The 17840-nt window shown below is 73.9% G+C and carries 15 protein-coding genes; 12 read left to right on the top strand and 3 right to left on the bottom strand.

Going from position 1 to position 17840, the window contains the following annotated elements; all coding sequences use genetic code 11:
- Positions 1–6 precede the first annotated feature (6 nt).
- The 11 genes from IF09_RS0135035 (at position 7) to IF09_RS0134980 (ending at position 14827) form a co-directional block, all read left to right on the top strand.
- Entirely contained in the window at positions 7–1599 is a 1593-nt protein-coding gene (locus IF09_RS0135035) for a class I adenylate-forming enzyme family protein (RefSeq protein ID WP_030302845.1), read from the top strand.
- A 59-nt stretch (positions 1600–1658) separates the two neighbouring features.
- Positions 1659–3476 carry an FAD-dependent oxidoreductase gene (locus IF09_RS0135030; protein WP_063607467.1) on the top strand — a complete coding sequence of 606 codons (1818 nt, stop codon included), beginning with the start codon at positions 1659–1661 and terminating at the stop codon, positions 3474–3476.
- On the top strand, positions 3473–4291 hold the full coding sequence (gene fabG, locus IF09_RS0135025) for a 3-oxoacyl-ACP reductase FabG (RefSeq protein WP_051833460.1): 819 nt from the start codon (positions 3473–3475) through the stop codon (positions 4289–4291). The genes IF09_RS0135030 and fabG overlap by 4 nt, the downstream gene beginning before the upstream one ends.
- Complete coding sequence (locus IF09_RS0135020) at positions 4291–5250, top strand: aromatase/cyclase (RefSeq protein ID WP_030302838.1); 960 nt, start codon at positions 4291–4293, stop codon at positions 5248–5250. Before fabG ends, IF09_RS0135020 begins: the two co-directional genes overlap by 1 nt.
- Positions 5251–5327: 77 nt before the next feature.
- Positions 5328–6284: an aromatase/cyclase gene (locus tag IF09_RS0135015; RefSeq protein WP_030302836.1), complete on the top strand. Its 957-nt coding sequence runs from the start codon at positions 5328–5330 to the stop codon at positions 6282–6284.
- Positions 6285–6422: 138 nt separating this feature from the next.
- The gene (locus tag IF09_RS0135010) at positions 6423–8564 is read left to right on the top strand and encodes a condensation domain-containing protein (RefSeq protein WP_030302834.1); all 2142 of its coding nucleotides are present in this window, start codon (positions 6423–6425) and stop codon (positions 8562–8564) included.
- 326 nt (positions 8565–8890) lie between these two features.
- Positions 8891–9790: an acyltransferase domain-containing protein gene (locus IF09_RS0135000; RefSeq protein WP_030302833.1), complete on the top strand. Its 900-nt coding sequence runs from the start codon at positions 8891–8893 to the stop codon at positions 9788–9790.
- Between the two features lie 191 nt (positions 9791–9981).
- The gene (locus IF09_RS0134995; protein ID WP_030302831.1) at positions 9982–11733 is read left to right on the top strand and encodes an acyl-CoA dehydrogenase family protein; all 1752 of its coding nucleotides are present in this window, start codon (positions 9982–9984) and stop codon (positions 11731–11733) included.
- Positions 11734–11819: 86 nt separating this feature from the next.
- Positions 11820–12653, top strand: coding sequence for a 4'-phosphopantetheinyl transferase family protein (locus IF09_RS0134990; protein ID WP_030302829.1), 834 nt, complete (start codon positions 11820–11822; stop codon positions 12651–12653).
- 303 nt (positions 12654–12956) lie between these two features.
- A complete protein-coding gene (locus IF09_RS0134985) occupies positions 12957–14606 on the top strand; it encodes an acyl-CoA carboxylase subunit beta (protein WP_030302827.1) in 1650 nt (549 codons plus the stop codon).
- The gene (locus tag IF09_RS0134980; protein WP_030302825.1) at positions 14603–14827 is read left to right on the top strand and encodes an acyl-CoA carboxylase epsilon subunit; all 225 of its coding nucleotides are present in this window, start codon (positions 14603–14605) and stop codon (positions 14825–14827) included. The genes IF09_RS0134985 and IF09_RS0134980 overlap by 4 nt, the downstream gene beginning before the upstream one ends.
- Positions 14828–14831: 4 nt before the next feature.
- Here IF09_RS0134980 and IF09_RS0134975 read toward each other — a convergent pair whose 3' ends face one another.
- Positions 14832–15560 (bottom strand): TetR/AcrR family transcriptional regulator, encoded by a 729-nt coding sequence (locus IF09_RS0134975; protein WP_051833456.1) that lies wholly within the window; start codon positions 15558–15560, stop codon positions 14832–14834.
- A gap of 118 nt (positions 15561–15678) precedes the next feature.
- Between IF09_RS0134975 and IF09_RS0134970 the strand changes: the two genes are divergently transcribed.
- Positions 15679–16755 (top strand): alpha/beta fold hydrolase, encoded by a 1077-nt coding sequence (locus IF09_RS0134970; RefSeq protein WP_030302821.1) that lies wholly within the window; start codon positions 15679–15681, stop codon positions 16753–16755.
- 179 nt (positions 16756–16934) lie between these two features.
- On the opposite strand, the gene IF09_RS0134965 is transcribed toward IF09_RS0134970, so the two are convergent.
- Entirely contained in the window at positions 16935–17642 is a 708-nt protein-coding gene (locus IF09_RS0134965) for an SDR family NAD(P)-dependent oxidoreductase (protein ID WP_030302819.1), read from the bottom strand.
- Positions 17643–17689: 47 nt separating this feature from the next.
- Entirely contained in the window at positions 17690–17839 is a 150-nt protein-coding gene (locus IF09_RS43885; protein ID WP_078613495.1) for a response regulator transcription factor, read from the bottom strand.
- Position 17840 lies beyond the last annotated feature (1 nt).

Here is a 17840-nt window from a genome sequence, read left to right as displayed (position 1 = left end):
AGCATCATGCCGAGATTCGTGTACCCGGAACTCCCGCTGGACGGCCTGCTGCGCCGGGCGGCGGTCCGCGACCCTGCAGGCCGGGCGATCTGTACCGCGACCCGGACCGGCGTCAAGAGCACGGTGACCTTCGCCGAACTGGACAGCCAGGCCGACCGCTTCGCCTCCTACCTGGAGCACACGTGCGGCCGCCGCGGCGCACGGATCGGCGTCGCCAACGTCCTGGACCCCGTCTTCGCCGCCGCCTACTACGGGACGGTGCGCAGCGGGAACACGGTCGTGCTGGTCAACCCGCTGATCAAGGAGACGGGCCTGGTCCACGTCCTGCGGACGGCCGCCGTGGAAGTGGCCTTCGTGCCCGTCGCCACCGCCGAGCTGCTGATCAAACTGGGCGACCAGCTGCCGGACCTGCGCTCCGTCGTGGTGACGGACGCGCCCGACGGGATCGTCCCCGGCGACGCCCTGCCGCTGGCCGCGGCCCTGGACTCGGCACTGGAGCGGACGGCCCTGCCCGGCCCCGTCGACCTCGACGGCGACGCGTGCATCCAGTTCACCACCGGCACCACGGGCCGCCCCAAGGGCGTCCGGCTCACCCACCGCAACCTGGTGGCGAACGCGGCCCAGACCGCCGCCGCGCACGACCTCGGCAGCGACTCGGTCACCCTCAACCACCTGCCGCTCTACCACACCATGCACCTCAACTCGGGGGTCTACGCGGGCGCCTGCCAGGTACTGTGCACCGACCCCGACCCGGTCGCCTCCCTCGCCGTCGCGGCGCAGGCCGAGGCCACCCACTACTACGGGCTGCCCGCCCGCCTGCACGCGCTGGCCCAGGACGAGCGGCTCACCGACGACTTCCCGGCCGGGCGCCGCCTCACCGCCGTGCTCTCCGGCGGCACCGCCCTGTCCCCCAGCGCCGCCCGCGCCCTGCGCGAGAGCCTCGGCGTGCCCGTCATCCAGGGCTACGGGCTGGCCGAACTCTCCCCGCTCTCCCACTGCCAGGACCCCCACCACCCCAAGAGCGGCTCCGTGGGCCCCGCCGTACCGGGCACCGAATGCCGCATCGTCCACGTCGCCGCGCGGACCCCGCTCGACGTCTACGCCACCGGCGAGGTCCAGGTCCGCGGTCCCCAGCTGATGGCCGGCTACCTCGACGACAGCGCGGCCTCGCCGGTCGACGAGAACGGCTGGTTCTCCACCGGGGACGTCGGCTACCTCAGCGAGGACGGCGAACTGTTCCTGGTGGACCGCCTCGGCGACGTCTTCAAGTACGACAACGAACTCGTCTCGCCCACCGCCGTCGAACGGGTCGTCGGCGCCGACCCGCGCGTCGCCGAGTGCATCGCGGCGGGCTGGCCCGACCCGGTGCACGGCGCGGTCGTCTGGACCGGCATCGTGCTGCGCGACCCGACCGCCCCCGGCCTCCTGGACGTCATCGACTCCGTCGTGGAGCGCGCCAACGGGAGCCTGAACTGGTTCGAGCAGATCCGCCGCGTCGAAGTGATCGACGCCGTGCCGCGCAACCACGTCGGCAAGCCCGAGCGGCGCACCCTGCGCCACACCCTGCGCAGCCGGGCCGAGGCGGAGACGGCGGCGTGAGACCGCCCCGCCCGCACGGCCCGCGCACCACATCCCGTACGACCAGAGGAGCGACCACTGTGGCGACCAACGCCGGTACATCCCCCACGGCCGGGTCCCCCCGCGTGCTCGTGGTGGGCGCGGGCCCCGTGGGCCTGACCGCCGCCCATGAACTGGCCCGCCGAGGACTGCGCGTGCGCGTCGTGGACGGCGCCCCCGGCCCGGCCCCCACCAGCCGGGCGGTGGCCGTCCACCCGCGGACGCTCGAGACGTTCGACCAGATGGGCCTCGTGGACGGGCTGCTCGCCCGCGGCCGCAGGAACAGGGCCTTCACGATGTTCGCGCGCGGCCGGCGCCTGGTCCGGCTCGAGGCGGACTACCGCTCGATGCCCACCCGGTTCCCGTTCACCCTCGTCATCGGCCAGACCGAGACGGAGGAAGTGCTCCGCGAGGCCGTCGCACGGCTCGGCGTCCGCGTCGAATGGGGCGTGCGCCTGACCTCCCTCGAGCAGGACCGGGACACCGTACGCGCCCGCCTCGAGCATGCCGACGGCTCCACCGAGGAGTACGAGGTGCCCTGGCTGGTCGGCTGCGACGGCGGCCACAGCACGGTGCGCAAGAAGCTCGGGCTCCCGCTGCTCGGCGAGTCCAGCGAGACCTGGGCGCTGGCCGACGCGGCGGTCTCCCTCGACCTGCCGCCGGACACCATCTACTGGGCCCACACCGGCAGCCAGGCCATGATGATGGTCCCGTACCAGCGCGAGGGGTACTGGCGGCTGCTCGACACCGCCCCCGCCGGCCGGCCGGAGTCCCCGCGCGAGGCCGCGGAGCGGTTCTCGGAGAAGCTCAGCACGGGGCTCGGCCGCCCGGTGCAGGTCGCCGAACCCGACTGGACCTCCGTCTTCACCTTCCAGCAGCGCATGGTGCCCCGCATGCACGACGGCCGCTGCTTCGTGGCGGGCGACGCCGCCCACGTGCACAGCCCCGCCTCCGGACAGGGCATGAACACCGGCATCCAGGAGGCCTACAACCTCGCCTGGAAGCTCGCCATGGCCGCCCTGGGGCAGGCGGGCCGCGAACTGCTCGCCACGTACGGGCAGGAGCGCGTCCCCATCGGCAAGAAGCTGCTGGGCTCCGTCCGCAAGGCCACCTTCCTGGTGCAGTTCAAGAACACCATGGCCGGTGTGGGGCTGCCGATCGCCTTCACCTTCGTACGCAACATCGGGCCGCTGCGCCGGGCCATCCAGCGCAAGGTGCTCGGCGGCATGTCCGGGCTGCTGCTGTCCTACCCCGAGTCCCCACTGACCACGGCCGACCCGCTCATGGCAGTGCCTGCCGGCTCGCGCGCCGCCGCTGCGGCCGGCCGCCACCCGGACGACCCCGGCTCCGAGGCGCTGCGCGCCGAACTGCGCGACACCCGCTGGTCCCTGGTGTGGGCGGCGCACGAAGAGCCCGGCGAGGCGGGACGGGTCGCGGCGGCCGCCGCGGCCGCACACGGCGCGTGGCTGTCGGTACGGACCGCGGGCGACGGCCTCGGCGGCGGTCCCGCCCCGCTGCCCGACCCGAACGGGCTGCTGCGGCGCTCGCTGGACCTCGGGCCGGGCGGCTGGGTGCTGATCCGGCCCGACGGCTACATCGCCGCGAGCGGCACGGAGCTGACCCGGCGCGGGCTCGCGCGGGCCCTCGCACCGCTGGGCGCGCCCGCCGCGCTGCCCGACGTGATCCGCGAAGCGGTGCGCGCACCCCGGGTGTCCGCACCGCAGGCGGCGGCCGGGACAGTCGGCGCGTCCTACGGAACCCGCTCGTCCGTACCGCTCCTCGACCCTGCTTCCACCACGTCTCCAGAGCTCCGCGACACGGTCGAGACCTCACCACGGGTACTGGAGGGGACACGTTGAACACACCGACCACACCGTCAGCGCAGCCGCAGGCGGCGCCGCAGAAGCCGGTCGCCCTGGTCACCGGCGGCACGAGCGGCATCGGCCTGGCGGTCGTACGCGACCTGGGCCGGCGCGGGCACCGGGTGTTCCTGTGCGCGCGGACCGCGGAAACCGTCAGGCAGACCGTCGAGGAGCTGCGCGCCGAGGGCCTCGAGGTCTCGGGTCTGGCCGCCGACGTCCGCTCCCGCGAGGCGATCGCGGAGCTGGTGGCCGCCGCCGTCGCCGAGTTCGGCCCGATCTCCGTCCTCGTCAACAACGCCGGGCGCAGCGGCGGCGGTCCGACCGCCGACATCAGCGACGAGCTCTGGTACGACGTCATCGACACCAACCTGAACAGCGTCTTCCTGCTGACCCGGGAGGTGCTCAAGAACGGCGGCCTGGCCGGGGCCCCCTACGGCCGGATCATCAACATCGCCTCCACGGCGGGCAAGCAGGGCGTCCTGCTCGGCGCCCCGTACTCGGCGTCGAAGCACGCCGTCGTCGGCTTCACCAAGGCCCTCGGCAAGGAGCTGGCCCCGGCCGGGATCACGGTCAACGCGGTGTGCCCCGGCTACGTGGAGACGCCGATGGCGCAGCGCGTTCGGGCCGGCTACGCGGCGGCCTGGGACACCACGACCGAGGACGTGCAGGAGCAGTTCGAGGCGAAGATCCCGCTGGGGCGCTACGCGACCCCGGAGGAGGTGGCGGCCATGGTCGGCTACCTGACCACGGACCTCGCCGCGTCCGTCACCGCGCAGGCGCTGAACGTCTGCGGCGGACTGGGGAACTTCTGATGGCGGCCGAGCGGGTGCACCGTACCGTGCACGAGACCGAGGTGGCCGCCCCCGCGGGCCTGGTCTACGGAATGATCGCGGACGCCGTGCAGTGGCCGCTGTACTTCCCGCCCAACGTGCACGTGGAACGCCTCGCGTTCGACGGCGTGCAGGAGCGGCTGCGGATGTGGGCGACGGCGAACGGCCAGGTCAAGTCCTGGACCTCGCGCCGTGTGCTCGACGCGGCAGCGCGGCGCATCGAGTTCCGCCAGGAGATCCCCGCGGCCCCGCTGTCGGCGATGACCGGCACCTGGATCGTCGAGCCGCTGGGCGCCGACCGCTCGAAGCTGACGCTGCTGCACGACTTCTCGGTCGAGGGCGACCGGGCGCAGGACGTGGAGTGGGTCGAGCGCGCCACCGACACCAACAGCCGTGCGGAGCTGGCGAACCTGGCGCAGCTGGGCGAGCGCTGGGGCAAGCTCGACGAGCTCGTCATGTCCTTCGAGGACCGCGTCGACGTGGACGCCCCGCCGGAGCTGGTCTACGCGTTCCTGGAGCGGGCCGAGCAGTGGCCGGAGCTGCTGCCGCACGTTTCGCGGCTGGAGCTCACCGAGCCCGCGGAGCTGCCCGGCGTCCAGGTCATGGCCATGGACACGCTCACCGCCGACGGCTCCGCGCACACCACCGAATCGGTGCGGGTGTGCTTCCCGGCGGTCGGCCGCATCGTCTACAAGCAGACCCGCACCCCGGCGCTGATGTCGGCGCACACCGGCGTGTGGACGGTCACCGGCGGCGCCTACGGCTCGACGGTCACCTCGCAGCACAGCGTCGTGCTGCGCGAGGAGGCCGTCACCCAGGTGCTGGGCGCCGCCGCCGATCTCGCGGCGGCCCGCAGGTACGTCCGCCAGGCGCTGGGCCGCAACAGCACCGCGACCATGACGTACGCCAAGCAGCACGCGGAGTCGGCGCTCGCGAGCTGAGCCTCCAGGCTCTCTCGAGCCGGACTCCGGCGGTCGCGGACAGACTCTGTACCCAAGCGTGAGGGAAGGGTGTGGTGATGTCTGTCCAGCAAGTGCACCGGACGTCCTATGCCGTGGATGTGAACGCGCCCGCGGGCGTGGTCTACGGTCTGATCGCGGACACGACGCAGTGGCCGCTGTTCATTCCGCCCAGCATCCACGTCGAACGGCTCGACTTCGACGGCTCCCGGGACCGTTTCCACATGTGGGTCACCGCGAACGGGAGCGTCAGGTCCTGGCTCTCGCGCCGCACCCTGGACGCCCCCCGGCTGCGGATCGACTTCCGCCAGGAGGTCCCCGCCGCCCCCGTCGTCGCGATGGGCGGCAGCTGGATCGTGGAGCCGCGGGGCACCGACCGTTCGCGGCTGACGCTGCTCCACGACTTCGCGGTCGCCGGCGACCGGCCCGCGGACGTCGCCTGGACCAAGGAGGCCACCGACACCAACAGCCGCGCCGAGCTGGCGCAGCTGAAGGAGGCCGCGGAGCGCTGGACCAGGCTCGACGGCCTGATGCTGTCCTTCGAGGACTCCGTACGCATCGACGGGCCGGCCGACTTGGTCTACCAGTTCCTCTACGGGGTCGCCGACTGGCCGGAGCGCGTCCCCCACGTCTCCCGCGTCGTCGTCACCGAGGACGAGCCCGGTGTCCAGCTGCTGAGCATGGACACCGTGACCTCCGACGGAGCGGTGCACACCACGGAGTCCGTACGGGTGTGCTTCCCGCACGCGGGCCGCATCGTCTACAAGCAGACCGCGACCCCGGCCCTGATGACCGCGCACACCGGCGAGTGGTCGCTGATCCCCGACGAGACCGGGGTCACCGCCGTCTCCCAGCACAGCGTGCTGCTGCGGGAGGAGGCCGTCGAGCCGGTCCTGGGCCCCGGCGCCGACCTCGCGCAGGCCAGGACGTACGTACGCGAGGCGCTCGGCCGCAACAGCACCGCCACCCTCAACCTCGCCAAGCGGTACGCGGAGACAGCCATCCGCACGCTGTAGCCGCCTGCCCGCGGTGCTCCGGCGGGACTCCGGCGGCGTGTCAGCGGCGCGTCAGCGAAACGTGGGCGTGCCACGCATACTCGACCCCTTTGAACTGTGACGCCGCCCGGCGAGCGCCGCCGAGACGAGGGGGAGTGGATGAGCGTCTCCATGACCGTGGTCATCGCGCCCGGCTTCGCCCCGGCGCTGGACCTGCGCGGTCCCCTCGATCAGGACGCCCTCGCGGCGGCCCTCACCGCGCTGCCTGCGGGCACCCCCACCCTGCGCCGCCACACGGCGACGCACCACACCCTGCACCTGCCCCCGCAGCACTCCCCGGCCGGCACGGTGGCCGATCTGCTGACCGCCCCCGGATCCCGGCCGCGGCAGACGCCCGCGCAGGCGAAGGCGCTGCGGACCGCGTGGGAGGGCCCGGCCCCGGAACAATCCGGCGGGCAGGCCACACCCGGCCCCTTCGACAGCGCGGCCGTACACCCGGCGGGAGGACTCCCCGCGAGCGCGCGCCAGCGCGACGTGCTCCTCGACGTCCTGACCGGCCGGCCCGGCGCCGGCCTGCACGTCGAGCAGCTGCACTGGCGCTGGTACGGGCCGCTGGACACCGGGCGGTTCCACGCCGCCTGGCAGGCCGTCTTCCTGCAGGAGCCGGTGCTGCGGGCCGCGTTCACCGACCGCGCCCGCACGGACGGCCCCGGGACCGCCCCACGCGTCGCCGTGCACCGGCAGGCCTCGCCGGAGCTCGTCCGCCACCACCACGGATCCGCCGACTGGCACTCCCTGCTGGTGAGCGAGCGGCTGCGCGCCTTCGACCTGCACCGGCCCGGGCTGCTGCGCATCGCGCTCCTGGACGAACAGGCCGGACCCGCCGGCCCGACCCGCATCGTCCTCACCTACCACCACGCCATGCTGGACGGCTGGAGCGTGCGCCTGCTGCTGCGCGCCTTCTACCGCGCCTACCTGGCCGAGGGGCGTACCACCGGCGGCGAGCGCCGCCCCGATGTGCGCGACCACCTGCGCTGGCTGGGCGACCAGGACCTCGCCCCGCCCCGCGACTTCTGGTCCGCCGCCACGCCCCCGGTGGGCTCCCGCACCCTGCCCGGCCCGGCCGCGGCCGGGCTGCCGGCCGGCGACGGGGCCCGCTGGGGCCACGGGCTCGCGCACCAGCGGCTGACCCCGTACGAGGCCGCCCGGCTGCGTGACTGGGCCGCCGGGCTCGGCGCCACCGAGAGCACCGCGCTGCACGCGGCCTGGGCGCTGCTGCTGTACCGGGACGGCGGATCGGGCCCGGCACCCGCGCCCGTCGCGTTCGGCATGGCCGTCTCCGGCCGCGGTATCGCGCTGGAGGGCGCCGCGAGCATCCCGGCCCCCCTGCGCAATGCGCTGCCCGTCCACGTCGACGTGGACCCCGCGGCCCCGATGGAGCGGCTGCTGGCCGACCTGCGCGACCGGGCCCTGGGCGCGGCCGCGTACGAATGGGTCTCGGCGGGCCAGGTCCACCAGTGGAGCGGACGGGCCGTCCCCGACGAACTCACGGACTCGATCGTCGCCTTCGAGGCCCCACAGGGCCCGCCGCCCGCCCCGGACGGCCGGGACCCGCTGTGGACCGAACTCGACGCCGAGGGCGTCCGGGTGGACCTCCCGCAGGCCGTGGGCCCGCACACGCCCCAGCCCATCGCCATCAGCGCGTACCACGACGCCGAGGGCGCCCTGGTGCTGACGGCGGTCAACGACCGGACCCGGATCGCGGATCCCGAAGCGGCCGCGGTGCTCGCCCGCACCGCGCGGCTGCTGCGCGAGTTCCCGGGCCTCGTCGACGGCACGACCAGCGTCGGGGAGGCCCTGCAGATCCTGGCCGGCCTGCCCCTGCCCGGGCCCGTGGCGGCCGCCCCGGTCCCGCCCGGCGGCGGACTGCGCACGCTGCGCGCCGCCGCGCGGCCCGACGCCGGCACGATCCTGCTCGTACCGCCGCCCGCCGCGCCCGAGGCCTGCTACGACGCCCTCGTACAGGCCTATCCGGGCCCGGAAGCGCTCACCACGGTCACTGCGCCGGCCGATACGGCGGCCTGCCTGGCCGCGGTGCGACCCGCGCTCGCGGCCGGCGAACCGCTGCTCCTCGGCTGCTTCTCCGGAGGCGGGAGCGTCGCGTACGAGGTGGCGCAGCGCATCGCCGCCCACGGCTGGCTGCCTCCGCTCGTGGCCATCGCGGGCACGGCGGACGGGAGTTCCGCCTCGGCGCGCGACCTCGCGCGCACCCTGGAGGCCGCGGCCGGCCAGCCCGGCTGAACGCCGGGCGTGTCCAAGGGCCAGTCGGCGCACGGAGCGGAGCGGCGCCCCGGTCCGGCCGCGCGGCCGTGGCACGCTCCGGTCCGTCGGCCCCGTGCCGTTCCTGCGGGATTTCTCGAGCGGCGTTCGAAGATTCCTTGAGCCCCACCGCGGACCGTGTGCACAGCAGTCGTCACCCCCGGGCGGCGGCACCCCGCTGCCCCACACCCCGAGCAGAGCCGAGGAGACGACCATGGTGACCTTCCTCAACAAGCGGACCGTGCACGGTGACACCGACGAGTGCCCTGCCCCGAAGGACCGCCGCGCGACCACGGAGGCGGTGCCCGGTGTCCGATGAGCGCTCCCCGGGCAGCCTGCTCGCAGGACTGGGTGCCGCGCCGCCGAGGGCCGTGGGACGCTCCTCCTCCGCTCCGCGCCCGGCCGGCCGGGCCGGCCCTGCGCCCGGTGCACCTGCGGGCGGGGCGGCGGACCAGGCCGTCCTGTTCACCACGCACGGCCCGCTGCTGCCCGGCCTCGGCCGGGACCTCTACGGCACCTTCCGCACCTTCGCCGCCGCGTGGAACGAGGTCGCCGAGGCTCTGGACCTCTGGCTGCCCCTGCCGCTGGCCGCCGTCGTGTTCGCCCCCCGTGAGGGGGTCGACGCCGCCCTGATCCGGGAGACCGCGTTCGCCGAACCCGCCCTGTTCGCCTACCAGGTCGCCCTGTTCCGGGTGTGGGAGTCCTGGGGCATGCAGGCGCGGGCCGTGGCGGGACACGCGGCGGGCGAGATCTCCGCGGCCTACCTGGCCGGCGCGCTCGACCTGGACGATGCGGCGCGCCTCGTCGTCGCCCGCGGACGGCTCGCCCCCGCAGACGCACCCCTCAAGGCCCGCGCCGCCTCCGAGAAGCGGTTCCTCCGGGTGGCCAAGAGCTGCCGCGTCAACGCGCCCGGCCTCACCCTGATCTGCACGACGACCGGCGACCTGCTCGGTCCCCGCCCCGGTGAGCGGGCCCTCACCGCCGGACACTTCCTGCACCAGGCCCGTGCGACACCCTCGCCCGCGGCCGCGCAGAGCACCCTCGAAGCCGCCGGATTCCCCCGCGCCCACCCCTGCGGACCCGACGCGCGCAGCACCGCCCTCGGCAGCGAAGTGGACTCCGTGCTGGCCTCCCTCGGCCGCCTCCACGACCACGGCCACCCGATCTCCTGGCCCAGGGTCTTCGCCGAGGCCACCCCGCCGGCCTGAGGCCGGGCGCCGGAAGCCGCCGCTCCCGGCGGTTTCCGCCAACTCCCGTGCCCGGCTGTACGAAGGCTCGAGCGACTGTCGAGCGATCCCCGTGAGGCTAGGGGCTGCCCGGACACCCGTGCACACGGACGGACCAGCCCCGGACCACCAGCAACGGCGAGTCCCGCGACGAAGGAGCTGATCCCGCGACCATGGCCACCACCGAGATCCACGCGGACCCCGCCACCCGACATGCCGAGCCCATCGCCCCGCTGCGCCGCGCCGCGCGGCTCGAGGCGCAGCTCGGCGACCCGTACGACCCCGCCAACCCGCATGGGCTGGGTGCCCTGTTCGCCGCCGACGAGCGGCGCGAACCGCCCGAGGCAACCGAGCAGCTGCTCATGGAGGCCGGGCTCGGAGCCGAGTTCGTGCCCGTCGAGTACGGCGGCCGGCTCACCCGCGCCGACCACCTGGCCAAGGTGCTGCGCCCGGTCTTCCGCCGGGACCTCGCCCTCGGCTTCGGCTTCGGCATCACCTCGCTCTTCGCCACCTCCGCGGTCTGGGCGGCGGGCACCGAGGCCCAGCGCCGGTTCACCGCCGACCTGCTGCTCGGCGGCGGCCGCGCCTCGATCGTCCACCACGAGATGGCGCACGCGAACGACATCCTGCGCGACGAGTTCACCGCCGGCGCCGCACCGGGCGGCGGCTACGAGCTCAACGGCCGCAAGGACGTCATCATCAACGCCGCCCGCGCCCAGGCGTACGTCGTCTACGCGCGCACCGACCAGGCCCGCAGCCCGTACAGCCACTCCGTGCTGCTCGTGGACCCGGCCGGACTCCGCGGCATCAACCACCTGCCCCGGGTCCCGACCACCGGCATGCGCGGCAACCTGTTCTCCGGGCTGGAGTTCACCGACTGCGCCGTCCCCGGCGATGCGCTCGTCGGCCGCCCCGGCGAAGGGGTGGCCCTCGCCCTGCGCACGTACCAGGTCAACCGGTGCGTCATCGCCTCGACGGCCGTCGCAGCGGTCGACACCGTGCTGCACTCCGCCGTACGGTCCGCGACCACCGGCCGCAGCCGTCCGCTGGCCCGCCGCTGGCACAAGCCGCTCGCCGGGGTCTTCGCCGACATGCTCGCCTGCGACAGCATGGCCACCGTCGCCCTGCGCGCCCTGAGCCTGCTGCCCGACCGCACCCATGTGCTCGCCGCCGCCGTCAAGTACGTGGTCCCCGACCTGCTGCGGGAGGACCTCGAGGAACTCGCCACCGTCCTCGGCTCCCGCGGCTACCAGCGCGGCACCCCCGCGTACGGCGCCCTCGACAAGCTCGGACGCGATCTGCCCGTGGCCGGCCTCGGGCACGCGGGCACCGCCGCCTGCCAGGCCGTGATCGTCCCCCAGCTGCGCACCCTCGCCGAACGCGCGTGGTTCCGCGAGGAGGAGCCGCCGCCGGAGCTGTTCCGCACCGGGGCCGCGCTGCCCGCCCTCGACTACCGGCTGCTCGGCATCGCCGACGGCGGCGACTTCCTCGCCGCATCGCTCGTCGAGTCCGCCGCGCGGCTGGCCGGGGTGCGCGGGGTCGGGGGCCAGCTGGCCGTCCTCGCCGACCTCGCCGAGGGCTTCGTCACCGAACTGCGCGCCCTGCGCGAACGCTGCCGGGCCATCCCCGCCCACGGCACTCCCGCAGCCCTGTCCGACCCCGCCCTGTGCGTGCTCAGCGACCGCTACGCCCTGGTCCTCGCGGCCGCCTCGGTCCTCGGCACCTGGGAGGGCCAGGACGGCAGCGATCCCTTCCTGGCCGCCCCCGCCTGGGCGGTGCTCGCGCTCTCCCGGCTCGGCGGCCGGCTCGGCATCCCCGTGCCCGAGCTGCCCGACGGCTGCCGCGAGCAGGTGCTGGAGGAGCTGATGCGCCGCTACCGCTCGGGCCGCAGCTGCGACCTCGACGCGACGGAACTCGCGCAGTGACCCAGCCGCCCCGGCACGGCACCACGGCATTGCCTGCTCACCGTCCAGCACGTCCAGCACATCCAGCACCAGGGAAGGACAGCCCGATGACGGAAGGCGCGCAGCGCATCACCACCCCGGTCCACGTCACCGGGCCGGCCGGTCCCTGGCAGGAGGTGGAGGACGGCATGGCCCTGCGCGGGAACGCCTCGGTGTTCACCACCTGGGGCGAGTGGCTCACCGCGGCGCTCGCGGAACCCGCGCTGCGCCCGCTGCTCGGCCGGGACTGGCTGCGCTACCGGCAGACCGTCGACCCGACGATCCGGTACCGCTTCGTCGCCTCCCGGCTGGCGGTCAAGTACACGGCGGCGGCCGCGCTCGGCGTCGACCCCGCCGACCTGGACCTCGCGTACAAGATCGGCGGCCGTCCGTACCTGCGCGGCTTCGACCAGATCGACGTCAGCCTGACCCACACCGACGACCTGATCGCCGTCGGCATCAGCCGCACCGGCAGGATCGGCATCGACACCGAACCCGTCGACCGCAGGCTCTCCTTGCAGCTCCTGCAGGACCAGGTGCTGACCGCCGCCGAGCAGGCCGAACTCGCGGCGCTGCCCGAGGCGGAGCAGCCCGCGGCGATGCTGCGGCTGTGGACCCTGAAGGAGGCCTACACCAAGGCGCTCGGCCAGGGACTGCGGCTGGGCTTCTCGGAGTTCGGCTTCGAGACCGGCAGCGGCGGCGACGCGGGCCTGCTCGCCCCGGACGGCACCCCCGCGGCCGGCGGCGAGTGGGCGTTCGGCACGTATCCGGTGCTCGACCGCTACCTGGTCAGCATCGCCTGCCACGACACCGGCCTGAACACCTCGCGTGACACGGCCGTCTCCACGATGCTCGACGAGGGCTTCCTGACGACGGTGGCAGGCCTCCTCGACCGGGCCTGACACCGGACCGCGAGCGGCACCACCGCTGCCACACCGGCGCTGTAGGCGGGTCCGAGGTCTGCGGAGGAGAGTCGTTCCTGCGGTCGGCCACCGGTCCACCCCCCGGCCGGGAGCATGCCGCTCCTCTTGCCCCGCTGCCCGAACACCCACGCCCGGGCAGCGGGGCACAGGCATGTCCGGGCCCCCGCCCGGCCCGCGGCGCGGGCGGCCCGTACGGAATTCGAGCCGGGCTGTAGCACCGCGGTCGATGCTGGACGACGCGACACCGGCCGGACCCGGTGCCTCTGTGTCGAAAGGGCCCGTATGAGCATCGTCGAGGAAAGACCACTGGAGAGCGTGCTCGCACCGGACGACGGGCCCACTGCGCCTTCCGCCCGTCACCACGAGGACGGCGTCCGCTTCGCGTCCCTGCGCGAGCGCACGGCGGAACTGCACGCCGTCCGCGCGCTGGCCGAGGCCGGCCCCGGCGAACGGGCCACCGCCGCCCAGCACGCCAAGGGCAAGCTGACCGCCCGCGAACGCATCGAGCTCCTGTTCGACGAAGGTACGTTCAGCGAGGTCGAGCAGCTGCGCCGGCACCGCGCCACCGGCTTCGGCCTGGAGGACAAGAAGCCCTACACGGACGGGGTCGTCACCGGCTGGGGGAAGGTCCACGGCCGTACGGTCTTCGCGTACGCCCACGACTTCCGCATCTTCGGCGGCGCGCTGGGCGAGGCCCACGCCGAGAAGATCCACAAGCTGATGGACCTGGCCGAAGGGGTCGGGGCCCCCGTCGTGGGCCTGTGCGACGGCGCCGGCGCCCGCATCCAGGAGGGTGTCACCGCGCTCGCCGGCTACGGCGGCATCTTCCAGCGCAACGTCCGCAACTCCGGGGTCATCCCGCAGATCTCGGTCATCCTCGGGCCCTGCGCGGGCGGCGCCGCGTACTCGCCCGCCCTGACGGACTTCGTCTTCATGGTCCGGGGCACCTCGCAGATGTTCATCACCGGCTCCGACGTCGTCCAGACCGTCACCGGTGAAGCCGTCACGATGGAGGACCTCGGCGGCGCCGACAGCCACGTCGGGGCCTCGGGCGTGGCCGCGTTCGCGTACGACGACGAGCAGAGCTGCCTCGATGACGTACGCCACCTGCTGTCCCTGCTGCCCTCCAACAACCGCGAGTCCGCCCCCGCCGGCGACCTCGGGGACCCGGTGGACCGCCGCTGCGAGCGCCTGTTCGACATCGTCCCGGGCAAGCCCACGCAGTCGTACGACATCCGCGACGTCATCGAGGAGATCGCCGACCACGGGGACTACTTCGAGGTCCACGCCCAGTGGGCCCGCAACGTCGTCTGTGCCCTGACCCGCCTCGGCGGCCAGGTCGTCGGCATCGTCGCCAACCAGCCGGCCCACCTCGCGGGCGTCCTCGACATCCACGCCTCCGAGAAGGCGGCCCGCTTCGTCCAGTTCTGCGACTCGTTCAGCATTCCGCTGGTCACCCTGATCGACGTACCCGGCTTCCTGCCCGGCGTCGACCAGGAGCACAACGGCATCATCCGGCACGGCGCGAAGCTCCTGTACGCGTACTGCAACGCCACCGTGCCGCGCATCAGCCTGATCCTGCGCAAGGCCTACGGCGGTGCCTACATCGTCATGGACTCCCGCTCCATCGGCGCGGACGTCGCCCTGGCCTGGCCCTCGAACGAGATCGCCGTCATGGGCGCGGAAGGCGCGGCCAGCGTCATCTTCCGCCGCGAGATCAACGCCTCGGACGACCCGGAGGCCACGCGCGCGCAGAAGATCAAGGAGTACCAGGCCGAGCTGATGCACCCGTACTACGCGGCCGAACGCGGCCTCGTCGACGACGTCATCGACCCGGCCGATACCCGCACGCGCCTCATCTCCACCCTCGACATGCTGCGCACCAAGCACGCCCAGCTGCCGAGCCGCAAGCACGGGAACCTCCCGCTGTGACCGCCGACGACAGGACCGCCCTGGCCCTGGCGGCGATGCGCATCACCAAGGGCAACCCGACGGCGGAGGACGTCGCGGCGCTGGCCGTGCTCCTCGCCTCCCGGCTCCGGCGCGAGGCGCAGGCCCCGCCGCCGCAGGCCCCGCAGGCGGAGGGCCGGGTGGAGAAGCTGCCCCTGCGCCCCCGGCCGTCCTTCACGGCGCCGGGCGCCTGGGCCTCGTAGGCACCTACCCCCCGCTCCCGATCAGCGCGGCGACACCGTCCAGGATCCGCTCGAGCCCGAACTCGAGCGGATCCTCCGCGCGGGGGGCGAAGGCTCCGCCCGCGATGGCCGCGGTCAGTGCCGGGAACCGGTCGCCGTGCCGCTTCCACACGTCCGCCGTGAGCCGGTTCCACTCCTGACGGCCTTCCTCGTCGTCGTCGACGAGCTGCTGCGCCAGGCTGCGGACGTGCCCGATGACCAGCAGGAAGGCCGCGTGCTGCTGTGCGTACGGGAGTCCCGTCCCCGACAGCGCGGCCAAGGCGGAGTCGAGCCAGGCCAGCTGACGGGGTCCCATGAGCTGCCGGCGCATCCCGGTGGCGGCCACCATCCACGGCCGGCGCCGGTACTGCTCCCAGCACGCACGCGCCCATGCGTCCAGCTGCGGACGCCAGCCCCCCGGCACGTCGGTGACGTCGGGAGCCGGTCCGAAGGCGGCGTCGACCATCAGGTCGGTCAGTTCGGCCTTGCCGGGGACGTAGCGGTACAGGGCCATGGTGGTCACGCCCAGGCGCGCGGCGACGCCCTGCATGGACAGCGCGTCCAGCCCCTCCGCATCGGCGATGGCGAGCGCGGTGTCCACGATGCGCACGACGCTCAGCGAGGGCTTCGGGCCGCGCCTGGGCTGCTCCTGCTCGCCCCACAGGAGCGCCAGGCTGACCGCCGGATCGCGCTTCTCGTCCCTGTTCCTGGCCATGCGGCCCCGCTCCTCGGATCGCTCGCGTACCGGACCCGTTGACGGCACGCCCTGGAACTGTATATAACATAAACGAAATCGCTTATTGCATACACAGTTCTCGTCGTGAGGGGTCACCATGCTCGCCACCGTCCTCGCCACCTCCGCCGCCCTCCTCGCCACGCCCGTCGCCGGCCTGCTGGGCCACCGCGCCCTGCGCCGCGCCGACAACGCCCGGATCCTGCGCATCGACAGCCCGCGCGGCATCGACGAACAGCGCTTCGTCCGGATCGGCGGCATCGAGCAGTGGATCTCCATCCGCGGCGAGGACACGGCCAACCCGGTGGTGGTCGAGATCCACGGCGGCCCCGGCGCCTCCCACTCGGTCTTCGCCACCCGCACCCGGTCCTGGGAGGAGCACTTCACGGTGGTGCGCTGGGACATGCGCGGCGCGGGCAAGACCTTCGGCCGCTCCGGTCCCGCAGGCCAGGGCGAGATGAGCTTCGCCCGGCTGTACGAGGACGCCCTCGAAGTCACCCGGTACGCCCGTGAGCGGCTCGGCGCCGAGCGGGTCGTCCTGGTCGGGAGCTCGCTCGGCAGCGTCTTCGGCCTGCGCCTGGCCCGCAGCCACCCCGAGTTGTACTCCGCCTACGTCGGCACCGACCAGAACATCCTGGACGCCGGGCGCGACACCTCCGTCCACGAGGCGCTGCTGGCCCGGCTGCGCGCCGCCGGCAGACACAAGGACGCCGCCGCGGTCGCGGAGACGGGCAGCGACCCGCACCGGGTGACCGCCGAGCAGAGGGCCGCGTACGACAAGCTGACCGTGGCCTCCGATCCCCTGACGCTCGACACCCTCAAGAGGGTCGTGCTGGGGTCCCTGTGGTTCTCGCCGCTGCACTCGCTGCGCGAGCTGGGGCAGTACTTCGCGGGCATGAAGTTCTCCGCGCAGCTCACCCCCGCCCTGGCCGCGTTCGACGACCGGGCCGACGGCACCCGCTTCGAGCTGCCGTTCTTCATCTTCCAGGGCGACCGGGACGTCATCACCCCGGCCGGGCGCGCCCGGGCGTTCTTCGACGAGGTCGAGGCCCCGGCCAAGGAGTTCGCGCTGATCGAGGACGCGAGCCACTTCGCGTCGTTCCGCCACCCGGACCGGTTCCTGCAGCTGATGCTGACCCGGGTCCGGCCGGTGCTGGCCGAGGCCGCGCGGGCTTAGGGGCTGTCCCGTAATCCCCGGCGGATCAGCGCACGGCGTCAGATGCGGTGCATCGCAAGGCGGAGGGGCGTCCGCATACTGGGCGTATGCGGACGTTCCGACAACGCAGCGAGGCGCCGTAGCTGTCGTCGTGCGCCCGCCGGGGATTACGGGAACAGCCCTTAGGGGGGTGTCGTCCGCTACCAGGGCAGGGGACGGCCGTCGCGGAAGAAGCCGCCGGTGGGTCCGGAGTCCGGGAGGGTGGCGGCCCAGACGATCCCCGCCGCGCCCTCCCGCAGGGGACGGCCGCCGGGGCCGCCCATGTCGGTCGCGACCCAGCCCGGGCAGACGGAGTTGACCAGGATGCCGTCGCCGCGCAGCTCGGCCGAGAGCATGCGGGTGAGGGCGTTCAGGGCGGTCTTGGAGGCGGTGTAGGCGGGGGTCCCGCCGCCCATGCTCGTCAAGGACGCGGCTTCGCTGCTGACATTGACGATCCGCCCGTGCCGGCCGGCCCGCAGCAGCGGGAGGAACGCCTGCGTGGTGCGCCAGGGGCCGTACAGGTTGGTGTCGGCGGCCTCCGCGACCACGTCGAGGTCGGCCGTCACGGCGCGCTGCCAGGTGTCGTACGCGATGGCCGCATTGTTGACCAGGACGTCGAGCCGCCCGAAGCGCTCGCCCGTCTCGCGCGCGGCCCGCTCGGCGCTCGCCCGGTCCCGTACGTCGAGGGCCACGGGGTGGACGTCCCCTCCCTCGGCGCGGAGCTCCGCCGCGGCCTCCTCGGCGGCGGGCAGGGAGCGGGCGGTCAGCAGGACGGTGTGTCCGAGCGCGCCGAGCTGCCGGCTCACCTCCCGTCCGATGCCCCTGTTGCCGCCGGTGACCAAGGAGACGGTGCGTTCGCCACCCGTCATGCCGCTCCAGTTTCCGTTCAGCCGTTCCTGTTTCTTTGTCCAGGAGGTCACAGACCCATGGAGATGGCCAGTCGGGTGAGCTCGGCGGTGTTGTTGATGCCCAGCTTGGCGCGGATGCGGCGGAGGTAGGCGTCGACGGTGTGCTTGGAGAGTCCCATGTGGCGGGCCGTCTGCAGGTAGGTGCGGCCGGCGGCGATG

Origin of the sequence: Streptomyces katrae (assembly GCF_000717655.1) — a bacterium.
GTDB classification, from domain to species: domain Bacteria; phylum Actinomycetota; class Actinomycetes; order Streptomycetales; family Streptomycetaceae; genus Streptomyces; species Streptomyces katrae_B.
This window is presented reverse-complemented; position numbering and strand designations above follow the sequence as displayed.

What these genes read in the sequence shown, in the direction of transcription:
- IF09_RS0135035 (WP_030302845.1), top strand. Translation starts at nt 7, where the DNA reads ATGCCGAGATTCGTGTACCCGGAACTCCCGCTGGACGGCCTGCTGCGC.
- IF09_RS0135020 (WP_030302838.1), top strand. Translation starts at nt 4,291, where the DNA reads ATGGCGGCCGAGCGGGTGCACCGTACCGTGCACGAGACCGAGGTGGCC.
- IF09_RS0135015 (WP_030302836.1), top strand. Translation starts at nt 5,328, where the DNA reads ATGTCTGTCCAGCAAGTGCACCGGACGTCCTATGCCGTGGATGTGAAC.
- IF09_RS0135010 (WP_030302834.1), top strand. Translation starts at nt 6,423, where the DNA reads ATGAGCGTCTCCATGACCGTGGTCATCGCGCCCGGCTTCGCCCCGGCG.
- IF09_RS0134995 (WP_030302831.1), top strand. Translation starts at nt 9,982, where the DNA reads ATGGCCACCACCGAGATCCACGCGGACCCCGCCACCCGACATGCCGAG.
- IF09_RS0134990 (WP_030302829.1), top strand. Translation starts at nt 11,820, where the DNA reads ATGACGGAAGGCGCGCAGCGCATCACCACCCCGGTCCACGTCACCGGG.
- IF09_RS0134985 (WP_030302827.1), top strand. Translation starts at nt 12,957, where the DNA reads ATGAGCATCGTCGAGGAAAGACCACTGGAGAGCGTGCTCGCACCGGAC.
- IF09_RS0134975 (WP_051833456.1), bottom strand. Translation starts at nt 15,560, where the DNA reads ATGGCCAGGAACAGGGACGAGAAGCGCGATCCGGCGGTCAGCCTGGCG.
- IF09_RS0134970 (WP_030302821.1), top strand. Translation starts at nt 15,679, where the DNA reads ATGCTCGCCACCGTCCTCGCCACCTCCGCCGCCCTCCTCGCCACGCCC.
- IF09_RS0134965 (WP_030302819.1), bottom strand. Translation starts at nt 17,642, where the DNA reads ATGACGGGTGGCGAACGCACCGTCTCCTTGGTCACCGGCGGCAACAGG.